This is a genomic window from Rhizobium sp. R693, assembly GCF_002211315.1.
GTDB lineage: Bacteria > Pseudomonadota > Alphaproteobacteria > Rhizobiales > Rhizobiaceae > Rhizobium.
Map to the genome: position 1 here is coordinate 350868 of NZ_LOKY01000045.1, position 17769 is coordinate 368636.

The 17769-nt window shown below is 61.8% G+C and carries 18 protein-coding genes and 2 tRNA genes; 7 read left to right on the forward strand and 13 right to left on the reverse strand.

The annotated features are described in order from the left end of the window. Positions 1-308: 308 nt before the first annotated feature. Positions 309-3026, forward strand: a complete 2718-nt coding sequence (ppdK, locus tag ATY79_RS24575; protein ID WP_088694496.1) for a pyruvate, phosphate dikinase — start codon at positions 309-311, stop codon at positions 3024-3026. Here ppdK and ATY79_RS31725 read toward each other — a convergent pair. Next, complete coding sequence (locus ATY79_RS31725) at positions 2959-3234, reverse strand: hypothetical protein (RefSeq protein WP_088694700.1); 276 nt, start codon at positions 3232-3234, stop codon at positions 2959-2961. The two genes, ppdK and ATY79_RS31725, sit on opposite strands and share 68 nt — an antisense overlap. A 189-nt stretch (positions 3235-3423) precedes the next feature. On the opposite strand from ATY79_RS31725, the gene ATY79_RS24585 reads away from it, so the two are divergent. After that, positions 3424-3669, forward strand: a complete 246-nt coding sequence (locus ATY79_RS24585; protein ID WP_088694495.1) for a hypothetical protein — start codon at positions 3424-3426, stop codon at positions 3667-3669. A 17-nt stretch (positions 3670-3686) separates the two neighbouring features. Here ATY79_RS24585 and ATY79_RS24590 read toward each other — a convergent pair whose 3' ends face one another. After that, complete coding sequence (locus ATY79_RS24590; protein ID WP_088694494.1) at positions 3687-4073, reverse strand: hypothetical protein; 387 nt, start codon at positions 4071-4073, stop codon at positions 3687-3689. Positions 4074-4292: 219 nt separating this feature from the next. Between ATY79_RS24590 and ATY79_RS24595 the strand changes: the two genes are divergently transcribed. Then, positions 4293-5201: a DUF1499 domain-containing protein gene (locus ATY79_RS24595; RefSeq protein ID WP_088694493.1), complete on the forward strand. Its 909-nt coding sequence runs from the start codon at positions 4293-4295 to the stop codon at positions 5199-5201. A gap of 41 nt (positions 5202-5242) precedes the next feature. On the opposite strand, the gene ATY79_RS24600 is transcribed toward ATY79_RS24595, so the two are convergent. From ATY79_RS24600 to ATY79_RS24610, 3 genes are read right to left on the reverse strand one after another with little or no spacing between them, the layout of a single operon-like run. Further along, positions 5243-5692, reverse strand: coding sequence for a DCC1-like thiol-disulfide oxidoreductase family protein (locus ATY79_RS24600; RefSeq protein ID WP_088694492.1), 450 nt, complete (start codon positions 5690-5692; stop codon positions 5243-5245). 4 nt (positions 5693-5696) lie between these two features. Beyond that, positions 5697-6614 carry an MBL fold metallo-hydrolase gene (locus tag ATY79_RS24605; protein WP_088705130.1) on the reverse strand — a complete coding sequence of 306 codons (918 nt, stop codon included), beginning with the start codon at positions 6612-6614 and terminating at the stop codon, positions 5697-5699. Further along, entirely contained in the window at positions 6615-6911 is a 297-nt protein-coding gene (locus ATY79_RS24610; RefSeq protein WP_088694490.1) for a cupin domain-containing protein, read from the reverse strand. Between the two features lie 160 nt (positions 6912-7071). Between ATY79_RS24610 and ATY79_RS24615 the strand changes: the two genes are divergently transcribed. Next, positions 7072-7146: transfer RNA gene (locus ATY79_RS24615), tRNA-Gln, on the forward strand. A 144-nt stretch (positions 7147-7290) separates the two neighbouring features. Here ATY79_RS24615 and ATY79_RS24620 read toward each other — a convergent pair. Then, a complete protein-coding gene (locus ATY79_RS24620) occupies positions 7291-7704 on the reverse strand; it encodes a hypothetical protein (protein WP_088694489.1) in 414 nt (137 codons plus the stop codon). A 271-nt stretch (positions 7705-7975) separates the two neighbouring features. Here ATY79_RS24620 and ATY79_RS24625 point away from each other — a divergent pair. After that, a tRNA-Pro gene (locus ATY79_RS24625) sits at positions 7976-8052 on the forward strand. A gap of 98 nt (positions 8053-8150) precedes the next feature. Here ATY79_RS24625 and ATY79_RS24630 read toward each other — a convergent pair. Beyond that, positions 8151-8366, reverse strand: coding sequence for a hypothetical protein (locus ATY79_RS24630; RefSeq protein ID WP_088694488.1), 216 nt, complete (start codon positions 8364-8366; stop codon positions 8151-8153). A gap of 126 nt (positions 8367-8492) precedes the next feature. Between ATY79_RS24630 and ATY79_RS24635 the strand changes: the two genes are divergently transcribed. Continuing rightward, the gene (locus ATY79_RS24635; RefSeq protein ID WP_088694487.1) at positions 8493-9314 is read left to right on the forward strand and encodes a bifunctional allantoicase/(S)-ureidoglycine aminohydrolase; all 822 of its coding nucleotides are present in this window, start codon (positions 8493-8495) and stop codon (positions 9312-9314) included. Positions 9315-9372: 58 nt separating this feature from the next. Here ATY79_RS24635 and cysN read toward each other — a convergent pair whose 3' ends face one another. The 3 genes from cysN to ATY79_RS24650 all read right to left on the reverse strand — a co-directional run bounded on the left by cysN (position 9373) and on the right by ATY79_RS24650 (position 12673). Next, complete coding sequence (gene cysN / locus ATY79_RS24640; protein ID WP_088705131.1) at positions 9373-10860, reverse strand: sulfate adenylyltransferase subunit CysN; 1488 nt, start codon at positions 10858-10860, stop codon at positions 9373-9375. Between the two features lies 1 nt (position 10861). Continuing rightward, positions 10862-11815 (reverse strand): sulfate adenylyltransferase subunit CysD, encoded by a 954-nt coding sequence (gene cysD / locus ATY79_RS24645; protein ID WP_088705132.1) that lies wholly within the window; start codon positions 11813-11815, stop codon positions 10862-10864. A gap of 111 nt (positions 11816-11926) precedes the next feature. Continuing rightward, positions 11927-12673: a phosphoadenylyl-sulfate reductase gene (locus tag ATY79_RS24650; RefSeq protein ID WP_088692368.1), complete on the reverse strand. Its 747-nt coding sequence runs from the start codon at positions 12671-12673 to the stop codon at positions 11927-11929. A gap of 412 nt (positions 12674-13085) precedes the next feature. Here ATY79_RS24650 and ATY79_RS24655 point away from each other — a divergent pair, with 412 nt between their 5' ends. Then, on the forward strand, positions 13086-13532 hold the full coding sequence (locus tag ATY79_RS24655; RefSeq protein WP_088692242.1) for an Rrf2 family transcriptional regulator: 447 nt from the start codon (positions 13086-13088) through the stop codon (positions 13530-13532). 139 nt (positions 13533-13671) lie between these two features. Here the strand turns inward: ATY79_RS24655 and betA are convergent, their stop codons facing one another. The 3 genes from betA to betI all read right to left on the reverse strand — a co-directional run bounded on the left by betA (position 13672) and on the right by betI (position 17496). Then, positions 13672-15324 carry a choline dehydrogenase gene (gene betA / locus ATY79_RS24660; RefSeq protein WP_088705133.1) on the reverse strand — a complete coding sequence of 551 codons (1653 nt, stop codon included), beginning with the start codon at positions 15322-15324 and terminating at the stop codon, positions 13672-13674. Positions 15325-15430: 106 nt separating this feature from the next. Further along, positions 15431-16900 carry a betaine-aldehyde dehydrogenase gene (gene betB / locus ATY79_RS24665; protein WP_088705134.1) on the reverse strand — a complete coding sequence of 490 codons (1470 nt, stop codon included), beginning with the start codon at positions 16898-16900 and terminating at the stop codon, positions 15431-15433. Beyond that, complete coding sequence (gene betI / locus ATY79_RS24670) at positions 16897-17496, reverse strand: transcriptional regulator BetI (protein WP_088692369.1); 600 nt, start codon at positions 17494-17496, stop codon at positions 16897-16899. The genes betB and betI overlap by 4 nt, the downstream gene beginning before the upstream one ends. Positions 17497-17769: the final 273 nt, after the last annotated feature.

A 17769-nucleotide genomic window follows, 5' to 3' on the forward strand; every position in this document is an offset into this window, starting at 1 on the left:
GAGATTGCTTCATGTCGCCGCCGAACTACCGCGAAAGGGTATCGGCTGCAAAGTTTCTTGTGCGGTGCGCTCGGAGCAATATGCTTTGGCTCTGACGGTTCGCATGGACGGAACCCCCCGTCTGGTTTTCCTGGCCGGACGGACATAAGGCTTTGCGGGACTTTGTTGCAGTCCCGCAAAGCTTTTTCTCGCTTCAACCGCTTCAGTCTGTCGCAGTTATTGTGCGTTGCAACATTTCGGCCGCATTTGTCGATTTTCATTTCAACACCAACGGATTAAGTTGATCCGGATTTGGTGTTGGGGGGAATATGACCAAGTGGGTCTATACATTTGGCAGCGGTGAGGCGGAGGGCGGCGCCCTCGACGGCGAGCGCTTGGGCGGCAAAGGCGCAAACCTCGCGGAGATGTGCAATCTCGGTCTTCCGGTCCCCCCGGGTCTGACGATCATCGCCGAAGCCTGCTCTGCCTACTACAAGAATGAGCGGCAGATTGCCGAAGAGTTGAAAGTACAAGTCCGCGCGGGCATCGAACGTATCGAGGAAATCACCGGTCGGCGGTTTGGCGCGGGTGATCGACCGCTGCTGCTGTCCGTGCGCTCAGGAGCGCGCGTTTCGATGCCGGGGATGATGGACACCGTCCTCAATCTCGGTCTCAACGACGAAACCGTGCAGGCGCTCGGCCACGACGCCGGCGACGCGCGTTTCGCTTGGGACAGCTACCGCCGTTTCATCCAGATGTATGCCGACGTCGTTATGCGGCTTGATCATGAGGTGTTCGAGGAAATCCTCGAGGACGAGAAGGCGCGCCTCGGCTACGAGTTCGACACGGAATTGACCGCCAGCGAATGGCAGCACGTGGTCTCGCTCTACAAAAGCATCATCGAGGAGGAACTGGGCGAGGAGTTTCCCCAGGACCCCGAGGTGCAGCTATGGGGCGCGGTCGGGGCCGTCTTCGCCAGCTGGATGAGCGCCCGCGCCGTCACCTATCGCCAGCTTCACAATATTCCCGAAGGCTGGGGTACGGCAGTCAACATTCAGGCGATGGTCTTCGGCAACCACGGCAATTCATCCGCGACCGGCGTTGCCTTCACCCGCAATCCGTCGACGGGCGACAAGTCGCTTTACGGCGAATTCCTCGTCAATGCTCAGGGAGAGGATGTCGTCGCCGGCATCCGCACGCCGCAGAGCATCACTGAAGAAGGCCGCATCAGCTCCGGTTCCGAGCGACCGTCGATGGAAAAGCTGATGCCGGATGCCTTCAAGGAGTTGTCGCGCATCTGTTCCGAGCTCGAAGCGCATTATCGCGACATGCAGGACATCGAGTTCACCATCGAGCGCGGAAAGCTCTGGATGCTGCAGACCCGCTCCGGCAAGCGCTCGACGCGCGCGGCGATGAAGATCGCCGTCGACATGGTGGACGAGAAGGTCATCACGGAAGAGGAGGCCGTGCTTCGCATCGAGCCCTCGTCGCTGGACCAGCTCCTGCACCCGACGATCGATCCACGCGTGTCGCGCGAGATCATCGGTACTGGTCTGCCGGCATCGCCAGGCGCGGCAACCGGCGAGATCGTCTTCACGGCCGAGGAAGCCGTGATAGCCTCGGAGGAGGGACGCAAGGTCATCCTGCTGCGCGTCGAGACAAGCCCGGAAGACATTCACGGCATGCACGCGGCCGAGGGCATTCTGACGACGCGTGGCGGCATGACCAGCCATGCCGCCGTTGTCGCCCGCGGCATGGGCATCCCCTGCGTCGTCGGTGCCGGCAGCATGCGGATCGACGCCCGCAACGAGCGGCTGATCGGCGTCGGCGTCACCCTGAAGAAGGGCGACGTCATCACCATCGATGGTTCTGCGGGACAGGTCCTGAAAGGCGACGTGCAGATGATCCAGCCCGAGCTTTCGGGCGATTTCGGGCGCATCATGCAATGGGCCGATCGGGCGCGCCGCATGACCGTGCGCACCAACGCCGATACGCCGGCTGACGCGCGCGCAGCACGCTCCTTCGGTGCTGAGGGCATCGGGCTTTGCCGCACCGAGCACATGTTCTTCGAGGGCGACCGCATTCATCTGATGCGCGAGATGATCCTGGCGGAGGATGAAACCGGCCGTCGCGCCGCGCTGGACAGCCTGCTGCCGGTGCAGCGGCATGATTTCACCAGCCTGTTCAACGTCATGCACGGCCTGCCGGTGACGATTCGCCTGCTTGATCCGCCGCTGCATGAATTCTTGCCGAAGACGGACGAGGAGATCGCTGACGTTTCCGCCGCGATGGGCATGGACGCCGCGGTGCTGCGCCAGCGCGTCGATGCGTTGCATGAATTCAATCCGATGCTCGGCCATCGCGGCTGCCGACTGGCCATTTCCTATCCCGAGATCGTCGAGATGCAGGCGCGCGCCATCTTCGAGGCGGCGGTCGCGGCGGCCCATGAAACCGGTGCTGCCGTCGTGCCTGAGATCATGGTGCCGCTCGTCGGGCTCCGCTCGGAGCTGGACTATGTCAAGGAGCGCATCGACGCCATCGCCCGGGATGTCACGGCGGAGGCCGGCATGCGGATCGACTATCTGGTCGGCACGATGATCGAGCTGCCGCGCGCGGCTCTACGGGCCCATATCATCGCGGAAGCGGCCGAGTTCTTCTCCTTCGGCACCAACGACCTGACGCAGACGACCTTCGGCATCTCACGCGATGATGCGTCCGCCTTCATTCCGACCTATCAGCGTAAGGGGATCATCGAGCACGATCCCTTCATTTCGCTGGATTTCGATGGTGTCGGCGAGCTGATCCGGATCGCCGCCGAGCGCGGCAGGCGAACGCGCAATGATATGAAGCTCGGAATCTGCGGCGAGCACGGCGGCGATCCCGCTTCCATCCATTTCTGCGAGGAAATCGGATTGGACTACGTGTCCTGTTCGCCCTTCCGCGTGCCGATCGCCCGGCTAGCCGCGGCGCAGGCGGTCATCACCAATGGCGTCCGTATCGGCGGCCGTAGTAAGGATGGTCGAGATCATAGGACATCTGCAACATGAGCATGTCACTATTGTAGCGTGACTGCGCACGGCGATCGAGATCTATGCGCTGCAGGCAGCCTGCGAATGCGTCCGTGCCGCGTCTGAAGCCATAGTGTAGGCATTGTGCCTCATCGGCTGCACGTCGCTCTTCGGGCGTCATTGATTGGCAGGCCGAAAGGCCGATTGATGCAGCGGCAAGCGCGAGAGGTAAAAAGAACATACGCATCGGCGTGTCTTTGCAATCGAAATTCTGCACCATCAGATGACGCCAATCGCCGCTTACAGTCAACAAAAAGAATGACTTGCGCCGAAGGATTGTGGTCTTGGATGTTTACAAGATGGCTGGATGTCGGTGGCTTCCGTCCGCGGAGGATCGTCTGTAAGAAGGCGGTTCGGACGACATTGGAAAGCAAGCATGGCACTGCGTGATCGATTCTCGAAAAAACTGACCTGCCCGCAATGCGGCAATAGCGGCTTTGCCGAAGCCTCCGAGATCGACGATCCGAAGCGCAAGCATCCCGGTTTCAGCGTCGATCATCTGCCGCGCGGCTTCTTCATCCAGCGCGCCTCCAATCACCAGGAGACCAGCATGATCAAGTGCGAATGCGGGCGCAAATTCCCGTTCCGCAGTTTGGCGGAAGCAGCCGCTCAGCGCGACTAGCCCCGAAAGACGCTAGGTCAGAACCGTTCGAGAACCTTGACGAAGGCTTCGGCGAAGCGGACGAGGTGGGCTGTCGCGGGATCGGGCGCTTCCATGCGGATTTCCGTGCCGTTGTGGTCCAGCACGGCAAGAACAACGCGCATCTGCTCGCCGGGCGAGGGGATGCGAAGCACAGCGATCCGCTTGCAGTCGTCCATCAATCCTTCGGCGGGAAGATCGAAGAGAAACTCTCCGCCGGCCTTGGCCGAAGCAACGCGGACCGTTTCGCAGAAGTCGGATTTGCCATCATATCCGTCGAGCGACAGTTCCAGTTCCAGAAGCTCTATCGGCAGAAGCGGATCTGCATGATCGGCTGTCCCCAGCGATGGCGCCTGGGTGCCCGATGCGAGCTCCGGTGCAATCATTGCCCTTCTCCTGTTGGTCGGTGTGCGACGCAAACCACACAACTGCAAATCAAGGAATATCAGAAAATGCTCACGCACGCCATTGTCGTCTTCTTCGTGGATTGCGTGCCTCGGATCGACACAACAGTTTCAATTTAGGCGAATCTTGCACTAAACAAGTCGAGGGCGATTTTGCGCGTTCATGCGGGACGCGCCGCTTGCGAGTAACCGGTAAGTTTGATGGCAATCCGTTTCGACCGCCCTGTTTCAAATGCTGCCCGCTTCTCGCGGCGCTTCGGCGCATTTGCACTGGTTCTCTGCCTTGCGGCTCTGGTTGGTCACCGCTTCGCCGGCCTTGTCACGCCCTATCTGGTGTTGGTTCTGCTCGTCTCCGCGGGCTTCGCGCTGCTTGCAACCCTGCTTGCGATTGCAGGGCTGCGCAGTCTGTGGCTGACAGGCGCCGAAGGCGGGCTGGACGCATTGAAAGCTTTGATTTTTGCGGCACTTCCGCTCGCGATCAGCGGGATTGCGGCCGAGCGCTATTTCACGCTGCCAGCCATCTATGACGTGTCGACCGATCTCGTCTCCGCGCCGGATTGGCTGAAGACGCCGAACGCCGATCAGAACTGGCTGAAGCGCGAACCTGATGTAACGCCCGAGGATCGCGAAAAGCAGCTCGAAGCCTATCCGGAACTCACCGGCCGCCGCTATGACGGCGCGATCGACCGCGTGCTGGAGGCCGTGAAGAAGGTCGCCAAGCAAAGCGGAATCCGCATCACCCGAGCCGACGGCGACAGCGAGCCAAGCCGCGATCTCGAAGATCGTCCTGCGAAGCCCGAGCCGGACGACGGCGCGGTTGCCGAGGCACCCGAGGCCGTGCCGATCCCGACGCCGCGACCCTATGACGACGATGTGGCGCTGCTGATTCGCCGGGCCAATGGCGTGACGCTGCAGGGTGACACCCGCACCCTCGTCCTCGGCCTACGTTTCGACGTTGTCATCCGCTTGCGTGAAGAAGCGGAAACCACCCTCGTCGATGTTCGCGTCGCCTCGCGCTACGGCCCGCACGACTTGGGCCTCAGCGCGGATATCGCCGAGGATTATCTGAAGGCTCTCGATTCCGAGCTGCTGGGCATCGCCGGTAGCTAGCCGCGTCCGTCTTTGGCCGTTGGTGAACCGCCGTCGCGCCTCTATCCCAAGAAGCGATCCCTCTGCTCGGGTGTAGGTACGAAGCAGGTCGCGCGTCGACCGGCAATGCGAAGCCGGTTGCGGGCGATAAATTCGTAAACCCTGTCGGCAAGTCCTTGCGGCAGCAGCCGAAGGACCTTCACCAGGGACCAGGGAAAGCCGAGGCCCGCAGCCATGCGGATCGTGCCGCGCGACTTGAAGTGGGCGCGCCCGTTTTCGATCAGAATGTTGGTCTCATAGTCGCCCCCATCCAGCTCATAGTGCCGGTAGAGCGCTTCACCGAGCGGCGACTGCGCAGCGAGGAAGCGATAGCGCTTCGCCTTGTCATGCCTCAGGACGAACTGGACCCAGGCGGAGCAGAACACGCATTCGCCATCGAAAACGATGAGCGGCTTGTCATCGGTAAATTCAGGTACGTCGGGATCTGCACGATAGCTGTAGGGACCATCCATGACGCTACCTCTGTGTCGCCGGTCTGTACGAGCCGAGCTGGGCAGGTGGTCCGTCCGTTTCGATCTCGCCCCGTTCCAACAGATCCTCGATATGGGCAAGGACCGAGAGAGCGGCGGCGCCATGCAGGCGCGGATCAGTCTCGCGATAGATGACCTTCACCATGTCGGGGATGTTCCTGTCGCCGGCGCGGATGCGGTCGAGCACGGCGCGTTCGCGCATCCGCCGGTGGGTTTTGAGCGCCCGCATGAACGAGATCGGCTTGCGGACCGGACCACCATGCCCCGGGAGCAGGATACGGTCGTGCCGCTCGATCAGCTTGTCGAGGGAAGTCATATAGTCGGACATCGAGCCATCGGGCGGCGCGACGATGGATGTGGCCCATCCCATGACATGATCGGCGGAAAACAGGATTCCCGTTCCCTCGAGCGCGAAGGCCGCGTGATTGGCGGTATGCCCGGGCGTCAACACGCCCGTCAGCCTCCATCCGTCGCCTTCGATCGTCTCGCCGTCGCCGATTGCAATATCGGGCCGGAAATCCAGATCCGAGCTCTCGGCGAAAGGATTGATTTCGCCCTGGTGCAGCGGGCGGGCGGCGCGGTGCGGTCCCTCCGCGACGATCTGCGCCCCGGTCGCCGACTGCAGACGGCGCGACAGCGGCGAGTGGTCACGATGGGTGTGACTGACGAAGATGTGGGTGAGCTCGCGTCCATCGAGCGCCGCCATCAATGCCTGGAAATGCAATTCGTCCTCGGGGCCAGGATCGATGACCGCTACGGAATGGTGTCCGACGATGTAGCTGTTGGTGCCGTGGAAGGTGAAGGCGCTCGGATTGTTGACCGTGATGCGCTGCACGCCTGGCGTAACAGGCACGGCCTGCCCGTAAGAAGGTTCGAACGCCAGATTGAACTCGGGACTTGCCATTTACTTGTATTCGATCTCGATGAAGGACATCGGCTGATCGCCGGCATTGACAACATTGTGCTCGGTGCCGGCATCGCGCCGATAGGCCGCGCCCTTGGCGATATCGACCCTGCGGCTGCCGTCCTTTTCCTCCAGCAGAAACTGGCAATCGGTCATTGGCACGACGACATAGCCCATGCCATGCGTATGGACACCGGTATCGGCGCCCGGCTCGAAGTCCCAACGCGTGATCCGAACCACGGCATCGTCGAGCAGCAGCGTTGCGAGGGCAGGCGGGCGGGCGAGGTACTGGCTCATCGTTACTCCATCGTGCTGACGGCTGACGCGAGACCTAGCATGGTGACGCAAAAAGCGCACAGAAATATGCAATGGCCCGAAACTTAATGATTGTGACGTCAGGCGAGCTTTGCTAAGCAGGCGTCGATTTGGCAAGCGGTCTCCGCTTTTCAAGCTCTGGTGGGGCGTCGCCAAGCGGTAAGGCACCGGTTTTTGGTACCGGCATTCCCAGGTTCGAATCCTGGCGCCCCAGCCACTCTTTTCAACGATGAAGGCCCTTTGCCGCAGGGATTAGCCCTGCGAACCGAGGCCGCGTAGCAGCGCCCTGATCAACTCAGCGCACTTAATACAAAAAAGGCGACCAATGGGCCGCCTTCCAAATTGCTTGCTCTGACGCCCCTTACTGCGCGGGCTGTGCCGGCGCCAGGAACTCGGCGCAATAGGACGGGCCGTTCACACCCGGGATATCGCCGACGACGTGGATGCTGCGGATCGTGTAGTCGGAGCTGGTGACGATTTCGGCCTGGCAGCGGAAGTACTGCGTGCGGGCCGCCGAGATCTGCTTGCCGCGCTTGCCGTCCGCACCGTCTGCGTATTGCGCCGGGACGCGAACCGTCTTGTAGCCGCCTTTCCAGGTGTAGGTGACGCCGGAGCCGCTCTCGACGTCGTTGATCGGCGGGCCGAAGGCGGCGAAGAACTTGCCGGCCGACTGGCCAACCCAGCGGCTGGAAATCGGATCGGCGGAAGTTGGAATCGTCGTGCAGCCGGCAAGCGCAATGGCAAGCCCAGCCGCGGCAAAGGTGCGGAGTTTCATTCTATCGTCCCTGAAAAGTTGTCGCGCATTCGACGGCGGGAATCGCTGGCCTGCAGCGGTTTCCGCTTGTCCCGTCGAGCGCTTTAGCGCGGAACCCGGCAAAAGAAAATCGGCCCACCTTCGCAAACGCAAAATTTGCCGCAAGTGTGTCTTTTTGTTCCACTTAGGCCTGCTAGGGGTTGCGCCGCCGTGCTCGAAAAAAATGCGCCGGCTTTTGAATTTTGGTGCTTGCGCAACCGGATGAGCCGTTCTATAGAGGCGCCGCTGGTTACGGAGTGTAGCGCAGTCTGGTAGCGCACCACGTTCGGGACGTGGGGGTCGAGTGTTCGAATCACTCCACTCCGACCAGCCGAAAAGCCCGCGAAAGCGGGCTTTTTTCTTTTGCCGCCGTCGATCTTCATTGTGGCCATTTGAGCGGAGGCCCGCGCCGGTGCCTGCGTTTGCTCCTATACGCCGAGGATGGCATCGATCTCCGCAATCAACGCGCCGTAGGTCTCGATATGCCGGTAGTATTCGTTGCGGATCTGCTCGGTGATATCGGAGAGCGGCCCGGCTCCCTCGGCGCGAAAGTGCTTCACGTCATTCTCGGTCATGGATTTGAGGTTGTCCTCGTATTCCTTGACCTTCTGAACATAGTCTTCCCGAAGTTTTTCCAGACTCATCGTGTCCTCCTGGGCGGCCTGCCGCCGCGGACATTCTGCCGCGTGGTCGCGGCAATCAAAAGGTTGCCTAGAAGAGATGCGGCGCTTAAAGCAGATTGACAATCCCGGCCGGTGAAAAGTGAACCAATGAGCAGCTCGAACTTCTATTCCAACATGGGCGGCCTGCCGCCGCAGACCGAACTCCTCTCCAGCAAGGCCGTGTTCACGACAGCCTATGCCGTCATCCCCCGCAGCGTGATGACTGACATCGTCACCAGCTATTTCCCGCACTGGGAAGGCACGCGTGCCTGGGTGATCTCGCGCCCACTGACCGGCTTTTCCGAGACGTTCTCGCAATATATCATGGAAGTGCAGCCGGGCGGCGGCAGCGATCGGCCGGAGCCGGAAAAGCGCGCCGAAGGCGTGCTCTTCGTCGTAGAGGGCGAGATGATCGTCGAGTTCGATGGCGCGTCGCATGCCATGCGCCCGGGCTCCTTCGCCTTCCTGCCCGCCGGTTCCCGCTGGACGTTGTGGAACAAGGGCACGGCACCGGTGAAGTTCCACTGGATCCGCAAGGCCTTCCAGGAGGTCGAACGGCAGGAGCCGCCACCGGCGATCTTCACGCACGAGGAACAGCATCCGCCCCAGCCGATGCCCGATACGGACGGCGCCTGGGCCACGACCCGCTTCATCGATCCAGCCGACCTTCGCTACGACATGCACGTCACCATCGTCACCTTCGAGCCTGGCGGCGTCATTCCCTTCATGGAAACGCATGTCATGGAGCACGGCCTCTATGTGCTTGAGGGCAGGGCCGTCTATCGTCTCAACAAGGATTGGGTCGAGGTCGAAGCGGGCGACTTCATGTGGCTGCGCGCCTTCTGCCCGCAGGCCTGCTATGCCGGCGGTCCCGGCCGCTTCCGCTACCTGCTCTACAAGGACGTTAACCGTCACATGCCGTTGTGGTAGGCGCAGAGCGACGAACTAGAATGAGAAACGGGGCCGATTTGGCCCCGTTTTCGTTTGCTTAAATGTCGCTTGCGGCGTTCGACCAGAGATCGGCGGCCTGGGCGGCAGTCATGCGCCGGACCTCCGCCTCGTGGCGACGGTTGGCGAAGAGTTCGCTCGCCATGATCTGGTCGGCGAGGTCTGCCGGCAGCGATAGGATCACGCGGGCGTCGCCGCCGTGGATGCCGCCGAGTTCGCTGCGCTTTCCGCTGACCATCCCGCCGGCCACCGTGTTGTTGGTATCGGGGTCGATCAGGATGAACGAGCCGGATGCACGGTTCTGCTCGTAAGGGTCGAAGATCGCCTGTTCGTCGAAGGCGAGGCGCACCTTGCCGATCGCATTCATGTAGAGCGTATCGACAGAAGCCCAGGCACCCGTCTTGAGCTCAAGCTGCGCCACCGGCTGCACCTGCACACGCTGGCGGCGGCTGCCGCTCTTCAGCCAGTAGCGCTTGCCGGCTTCGATGCCTTCCGGCTGCAGCGCGACGATCTGGGCGTCGAAAGCAAGGCCAACCTGCGGCTGACTGTCGATCGAAACGATCATGTCGCCGCGCGCGACGTCCACTTGCCGGTCGAGAACCAGCGTGATCGCGTCACCGGCAACGGCGGCGTTACGCACCAGATCAAAGGTGACGATCTTGGAGACGTTAGCGACCATGCCCGACGGCAGGATCATGACGCTGTCACCCGGCTTGACAGAGCCGCCGGCGACGGTGCCCTGGTAGCCGCGGAAGCTTTCGCCGGGGCGCGACACGCGCTGCACCGAGAAACGGAAGCCGGTCGCCTGCGAGGAGCGGACGGTGGCAAGCTCAAGTGTCTCGACCAGCGTCGGGCCGGCATACCACGGCATCGACGCTTCGCCGGAATAGACGACGTTCTCGCCCTTCAGGGCCGACATCGGGATCGCGGTGATCTGCTTGACGCCGAGCGACAGCGCGAATTCGCGGAACTCGTGCGTGATCTTCTCGAAGCCGGAACGGTCATAGTTCGTCAGATCGATCTTGTTGACGGCAAGCACGAACTGCTTGATGCCGAGCAGCGAGGCGATCGTCGCGTGGCGACGCGTCTGCTCCAGAATGCCGGCGCGAGCGTCGACCAGCAGCACCGCGAGATCGGCGGTGGATGCGCCGGTCGCCATGTTGCGGGTGTACTGCTCGTGGCCGGGCGTGTCGGCAACGATGAAGGAGCGCTTGTCGGTCGAGAAGTAGCGATAGGCGACATCGATGGTGATGCCCTGTTCGCGCTCAGCCTGCAGGCCGTCGAGCAGCAGTGCGAAATCGGGCAGGCCGAGATCGTTCTGCTTGCCGGTGGAATCGCGTTGAAGCGTGGCGGCCTGGTCTTCCTTGACGGCCTTGGTATCCCAGAGCAGGCGGCCGATCAGGGTGGACTTGCCATCATCGACGCTGCCGCAGGTGATGAGGCGCAGCGGTCGCGAGTCGCGCGTTGCCGTCGCAGTTTCTGCGGCGGGCACGGCAAGGGCGTGTGCGGCGGTTACGGCTGCGGTCATCTCAGAAATATCCTTCACGCTTCTTTTTCTCCATGGAGCCGGACTGGTCGCGGTCGATGGCGCGGCCCTGGCGTTCGGAGACAGTGGCAATTTCGAGTTCGGCGATCACATCTTCGAGCGTCGTCGCTTTCGATGGGATGGCGCCCGTCAGCGGAAAGTCGCCAAGGGTGCGGAAACGGACCATGCCTTCCTGGCGCACTTCGCCGGGAAGCAGTTCCAGCCGAGGATCCTCGGCAAGGATCATCATGCCGTCGCGCTCAACATAGGGGCGCTTCTTGGCGTAGTAGAGCGGTACCAGCGGAATATCTTCGGCCTGGATGTAGCGCCAGATGTCGACTTCGGTCCAGTTCGAGAGCGGGAAGACACGAACGCTTTCGCCCTTGCGGATCTGGCCGTTGTAGATGTTCCAGAGTTCCGGGCGCTGATTGCGCGGATCCCAGCGATGGTCGGGCGTGCGGAAGGAATAGATGCGCTCCTTGGCGCGGCTGGCCTCCTCGTCGCGTCGCGCACCGCCGAAGGCGGCATCGAACTGGCCGGCATCGAGCGCCTGGCGCAGGCCTTCAGTCTTCATGATGTCGGTGAAGGCTGCCGAGCCATGGGTGAACGGTGTCACGTTTTCAGCCGCACCGCGCGGATTGATATGCTCGATCAGGTCGAGGTCATATTTCTTCGCGGTTTCATCGCGGAAGGCGATCATCTCGCGGAATTTCCAGCCGGTGTTGACATGCAGCAGCGGGAAGGGGACGCGACCGGGATAGAACGCCTTGCGCGCCAGATGCAGCAGGACCGACGAGTCCTTGCCGATCGAGTAGAGCATGACGGGGCGTTCGAATTCAGCGGCGACCTCACGGAAAATGTGGATCGCTTCGTTTTCGAGCGCCTTCAAATGCGGGTCGAGCGGCGGCTTCGTGCTCCGGGGATTGTTGAGTTCCGTATCCGGACGGCTATCGGGCATTTCTAACTCCAGACTTCGATCATTCCAGGAAGGGAGGCCTCCGGAACAAGGTGCATTTCCGACTTCGAGGAGCGCAGGAGGAAGCCGCGCTCCGATCCCGAAATCGACGGGTTACTGTTGTGCGGGAATCGCCGAGGCCTCTTCAGCAACGTGCAGACCGCATTCGCGCTTCTCGTCCTGTTCCCACCACCAGCGGCCGGCACGTTCCGGCTCGCCGGGTTTGATCGCCCGGGTGCAGGGTTCGCAACCGATCGAGGGGTAGCCACGGGCATGCAGTGGATTGACCGGCACGCCATTGTCGGCGACGTAGGCCTTGATGACGTCGATGTCCCGATCGGCCAGCGGGTTGACCTTCAAAAGGTGGCGCTCGGCGTCATACTCGGCAAACGGCGTCTCCGCGCGGTTGGCCGATTGGCCGCGGCGCAGACCGGTGATCCAGATGGTTGCCCCATCGAGTGCGCGCGCAAGCGGCTTCAGCTTGCGCACGCCACAACAGGCATGCCTGGCTTCGACACTCTCGTAGAAACCGTTGAGGCCGTATTTTGCGGCATAGGCGTCGATGTCGGCCTGTTCCGGTTCGTAGCGGCTGATGCGGATGTCGTACTGCTTCTCGGTCTCGTCGATCAGGGCGAGCGTTTCCGGAAACAGTCGTCCGGTCTGCAGTGTCACCACGTCGATCGGCAGGCGGTGGTTGCCGATTTCGGCGGTGATGACCTGGTCCTCGATGCCGAGAGAGGTGGTGAAGACGACGCGGCCGCCGAGACCGGCGACGAGCGACAGACGCCCTGCAAGGTCAAGGCCTGCGAGTTTCGCGTTCAGCGTTTCCGCCTCAGCGTTTGGATTGGCAGCAACAGTCATGGGGATCCTGTCCTTGATGTTGGCCGGAGTATCGCAGGTCAGGCTTGGATCGGACAGAAAAACGCATTTCGAAAGCAGGCGCGATAGGAGCAAATATCTCTCCTCGGCCGCTGCAATGCGGAAAAGCAGCCGCACCGGCGATGTTTTGCCGACGGTTAGCCCAATTCTCTATTGATTTAGTAGAGTAACACGTTGCCTGTCAATCGGAAATGTGAATTGATGACATCAGGGCGCATTTTGGCGTAAATTTAGGGTATTGGCTGAGGTGGAAAAACAAGGCCAAAAAACCTTGTCTCTCAAGGGTTTCGCAGGTTTGTTCAAATTCCGTTCATGCTGCGCATGCCATAGAGTCAGGATCGAGCTTGCTGCGGGTTGGTGATTCCGCCCGCCATGTGTGTGTCGACGGTTAAAAATGATTACGCAGAAAGCAAAATATGCGCTGAGAGCGCTGACGGTATTGGCTGAAGCCGAGGACGGCGAACCTGTGATGATCTCCGACATCGCGGCGCAGCAGAAGATACCGAAAAAGTTCCTCGAACAGATCCTGCTCGACCTGAAGCACCAGGGCATCGTCGTCAGTCGTCGCGGCAAGACGGGCGGTTATCTCCTGCTCAAGCCGGCCGACACGATCACTTTCGGCGAAGTGCTGCGTATCATCGACGGCCCGATCGCGCCGCTTCCCTGCCTCTCGATCACCGCCTATAGAAAATGCGATGACTGCGACGGTGAGCAGAACTGCGAGATCCGTCATGTCTTCGCCAAGGTGGCCGATGCCACCCGCAAGGTGTTGTTCTCTACCACGATCGCCGATGCCGTTGCTCCCGCGAAGGGCGCGCAGGTTACTCGCCTGTTGGCCTAGGGAGCGACCTCCTCGACAGACCCATGGTGTTCCGCCACCGGTGTTGCGCGAATTGCGGACGCCGTGGCGCTCACGAAAGCCGTCCTCAGCAATGTCGCCCGTCACCGGAGTCGGCTTTATCTGATGGCGATCAGTAGTCCTACCGATCGCTCACTTCCCAGCGCGGATTGATCCACGGCTCCTGGTTGGCGCGCGGCAGCGGTTGCTTGCCGAGGATATGGTCGGCTGCCTTCTCGCCGGTCATGATCGACGGGCCGTTGAGGTTGCCGTAGGTGACATGCGGGAAGATCGACGAGTCGGCGACACGCAGCCCGTCGACGCCGATGACGCGCGTTTCGGGATCGACGACAGCCATCGGGTCGGTCTTTGCGCCCATCTTGCAGGTGCCGCAGGGGTGGTAGGCGCTTTCCAGGTGCTCGCGCAGGAAGGCGTCGATCTGTTCGTCGGTCTGCACCTTCTCGCCCGGCTGGATCTCCGGTCCGCGATAATGGTCGAACGCCTTCTGACCAAAGATCTCGCGGGTGAGCCGCACGCAATGGCGGAACTTCTCCCAGTCCTCCGGATGGCTCATGTAGTTGAAGCGAATGACCGGGTCGGCCTTGGGGTCTGAGGAAGCCAGCGTAACATTGCCGCGCGACTTCGACAGATTATAGCCGACATGGACCTGGAAGCCATGGCTTTTGGCCGCCGCCTTGCCGTCATAGCTGATCGCGACCGGCAGGAAGTGGTATTGGATGTCAGGCTGCTTGACACCGGGCGCCGAGCGCAGGAAGGCGCAGGCCTCGAACTGGTTCGAGGTGCCGAGCCCCGATTTGGTGAACATCCATTGCGCGCCCGCGACCCCCTGCCAGAACCAGGGAAGCCAGGAATAGAGCGAGACCGGCTTGGTGCTGACCTGCTGGAAATAGAATTCCATGTGGTCCTGCAGGTTGGCGCCGACCCCCGGCCGGTCTGCCTTTACCCCGATCCCCATCTCCTGCAGATGCGCACCCGGCCCGATGCCTGAGAGCATCAGGAGCTTAGGCGAATTGAAGGAGGAGGCCGAAACGATTACCTCGCGATTGGCCTTGACGATCTCGACTTTGCCGCCGCGCTCGATCTCGACGCCGGTCGCCCGGCCGTTCTCGATCACCACCTTGTGGGCGTGGCCATAGACGACCTCGACGTTCGGCCGCTTCAGCGCCGGTTTCAGATAGGCTGATGCAGCCGACCAGCGGCGTCCACCGAAAATGGTCTGCTCCATCAGCCCGAAGCCTTCCTGCTTCGAGCCGTTGTAGTCCTCGGTCGCCTCGAAGCCCGCCTGCTTGCCGGCTTCGATGAAGGCGTGGAACAGCGGGTTGCGGAAGACTCCGCGCTGAACGTGCAGCGGTCCGTCCGTGCCGCGCCAGCCTTCCTCGCCGCCGTGGCTGTCCTCCATCCGCTTGAAGTAAGGGAGAACGTCGGCATAGGCCCAGCCTTGCGCGCCGAGCTCTTCCCAGCGGTTATAGTCCTCGGCGTGGCCGCGCACATAGACCATGCCGTTGATCGAGGAGGAGCCGCCGATCACCTTGCCGCGCGGCGCGGTTATGCGCCGGTTGTTGAGGTTCGGCTCGGGTTCGGAAAGATAGCCCCAGTTATAGCGCTTCATGCTCATCGGCCAGGCAAGCGCCGCCGGCATCTGGATGAACGGCCCGAAATCGGAACCGCCCGCCTCGATCACGATGACGGTATTCTTGCCGTCTTCCGAAAGCCGGTAGGCGAGGGCGGAGCCCGCCGAGCCGGAACCGATGATGACGAAATCTGCCTGATGCATTGGTGTACTTCTTTTCCGATTCCCCGCCTCGTCCCCGGCCGACTGGAGAGCCGATCGGGACGAAGCGAAATTGAATGCTACCTGCCGGGACTGGCCGCCTGCTGCCTCAATAGGGCGCCTGCACCGGCCCCATGCCGACATAAACCGTCTTCAGTTCCGAATAGTGCTCCAGCGCGGCCAGCGAATTCTCGCGTCCGAAACCGGATTGCTTCGAGCCGCCGAACGGGATTTCGACAGGGCAGAGGTTGTAGGTGTTGATCCACAGCGTCCCGGCCTCGAGCTGGTCGACGACGCGATGGGCGCGCGTCAGGTCGGCAGTGAAGACACCGGCGGAGAGGCCGAATTCCGTCGCGTTGCCGCGGGCGATCACTTCGGCCTCGTCGTCGAAATCGAGCACGCACATGACAGGTCCGAAGATCTCTTCGCGAGCAATCGTCATCTCGTCGGTAACGTCGGCAAAGACGGTCGGCTGTACGTAGTAGCCTTCGCCGGAGACGTTGTTCGGGATGCCGCCGCCGGTGACGAGCGTCGCGCCCTCGGCCTTGCCCTTCTCGATGTAGGAGAGAACCTTGTCGCGCTGCGCCCAGGACACCATTGGCCCGAGCTGCGTCGCCTCGTCCATTGGATCGCCGATCGCGATCGCCTCGGTGCGGGCCTTCAGCCGCTTCAGGAACTCAGCCTTGATCTTCCGCTGCACGAAGACGCGGGTACCATTCGAGCAGACCTGGCCAGTCGAATAGAAATTGCCGAGCATCGCGCCGCCGACGGCGCTATCGATATCGGCGTCGTCGAAAACGATCAGCGGCGACTTGCCGCCGAGCTCCATGGTCACATGCTTGAGACTGCCGGCAGCCGCCGCGGCGACCTTGCGGCCCGTCGGCACCGAGCCCGTCAGCGACACCTTGGCGACGTCACGGTGGTTGACCAGCAGCGGTCCTGTCTCGCGATCGCCCTGGATGACGTTGTAGAGACCCTTCGGCAGGCCGGCTTCGTGAAGGATTTCGGCAATGGCAAGCGCGCCGAGCGGCGTGTTTTCCGATGGCTTGAAGACCATGGCATTGCCGGCGGCGAGCGCCGGTGCACCCTTCCAGCAAGCGATCTGCTGCGGATAGTTCCACGCGCCGATACCGACGCAGACGCCGAGCGGCACGCGTTTGGTGTAGGCGAAGTCACCACCGAGCGGGATGTAGGAACCGTTGAGGCCGGCAGCCGCGATGCCGCCGAAAAACTCGAAACTGTCGGCGCCCGAAGTCGGATCGGCGACGATCGTTTCCTGGATCGGCTTGCCGGTATCCAGCGTCTCAAGCTCGGACAGCTGGCGATTGCGCTCGCGCATGATGTCGGCGGCGCGCTTCAGGATACGGCCACGCGCGGTCGGGCTCATCGCCGCCCATTCCGGCTGGGCGCGCTTGGCCGCCGCGATCGCCTTTTCGACAATGGCGGGCGTTGCCGCGTGCAGCCGGGCGATGACCTCGCCGGTCGCCGGAAAGATGCTTTCGATGACGCTGCCGGCTTCATCCTCGACATACTCGCCGTCGATGAAATGGGAGGCTTTTGGCTGGGCTTTGAGGGTCACTGGATCTGTCCTTTCGCAAGGGCGGCAAGCTGTGAATTGATGTAGTCTTCGGTAAGCGCGATCGATGCCTCGATGCTGACAGGCGCAGACCTCAGACTTTGGCGGATGTAGAGCCCGTCGATCATCGCAGCCGCGCCTTCGGCGATGCGTTCTGCGGCATTGTGAGGGCAGAGCGCTTTAAGGTTGGCGAGCAGGTTCGACCGCAGACGGCGGGCATAGATGACAAGGAAGCGTCGAGTTTCTTCGGAACGCTGCGCCTCGGCATAGAAGGCAAGCCAGGCGGCAATCGTCGCTGGCGCGAACTGGTCGGCCTGGAAGCTGACCCGGATGACGGCGGAAAGCTTCTCGCGCGGCGCATCCGCCGCCTTTAGCGCCGTCACCGCATCGTCGCGCAGCTGCTTTAGAAGAGAGCGGACGGTCTCGATCAGCAGCTGTTCCTTGCTGCCGAAGTAATGATGCGCCAGTGCCGCTGATACACCGGCCTGCCGGGCAATTTCGGACATGGTAACAGCAAGCGAGCCTTGATCGCCGATCACACGCAGCGCGGCATCGACGAGCGCCTTGCGGCGAATCGGCTCCATTCCGACCTTGGGCATCGCATCACTCCTGAAGATGGCGGCAAGTATAATTTTGATTGACTGATCAATCAATAAAAATCTGCTGGCGAGTCCGAAAGCCTCTTATGTTCGTTTTCAAGCTCTTTGGGCATGATTTTTCCTTTTCGACTTTGGCGGCGAAAGCACATGCGTGAAGCTGGTGGACAAAGGAGGAGACAGGGCATTTTGACGACGGCTGGCATACTCTTATGCGCGGGTTGGGTACCGCATTTCCGTTTGTTCGTCTGGGCCTACCTCGGTCTAAAGTCGGGC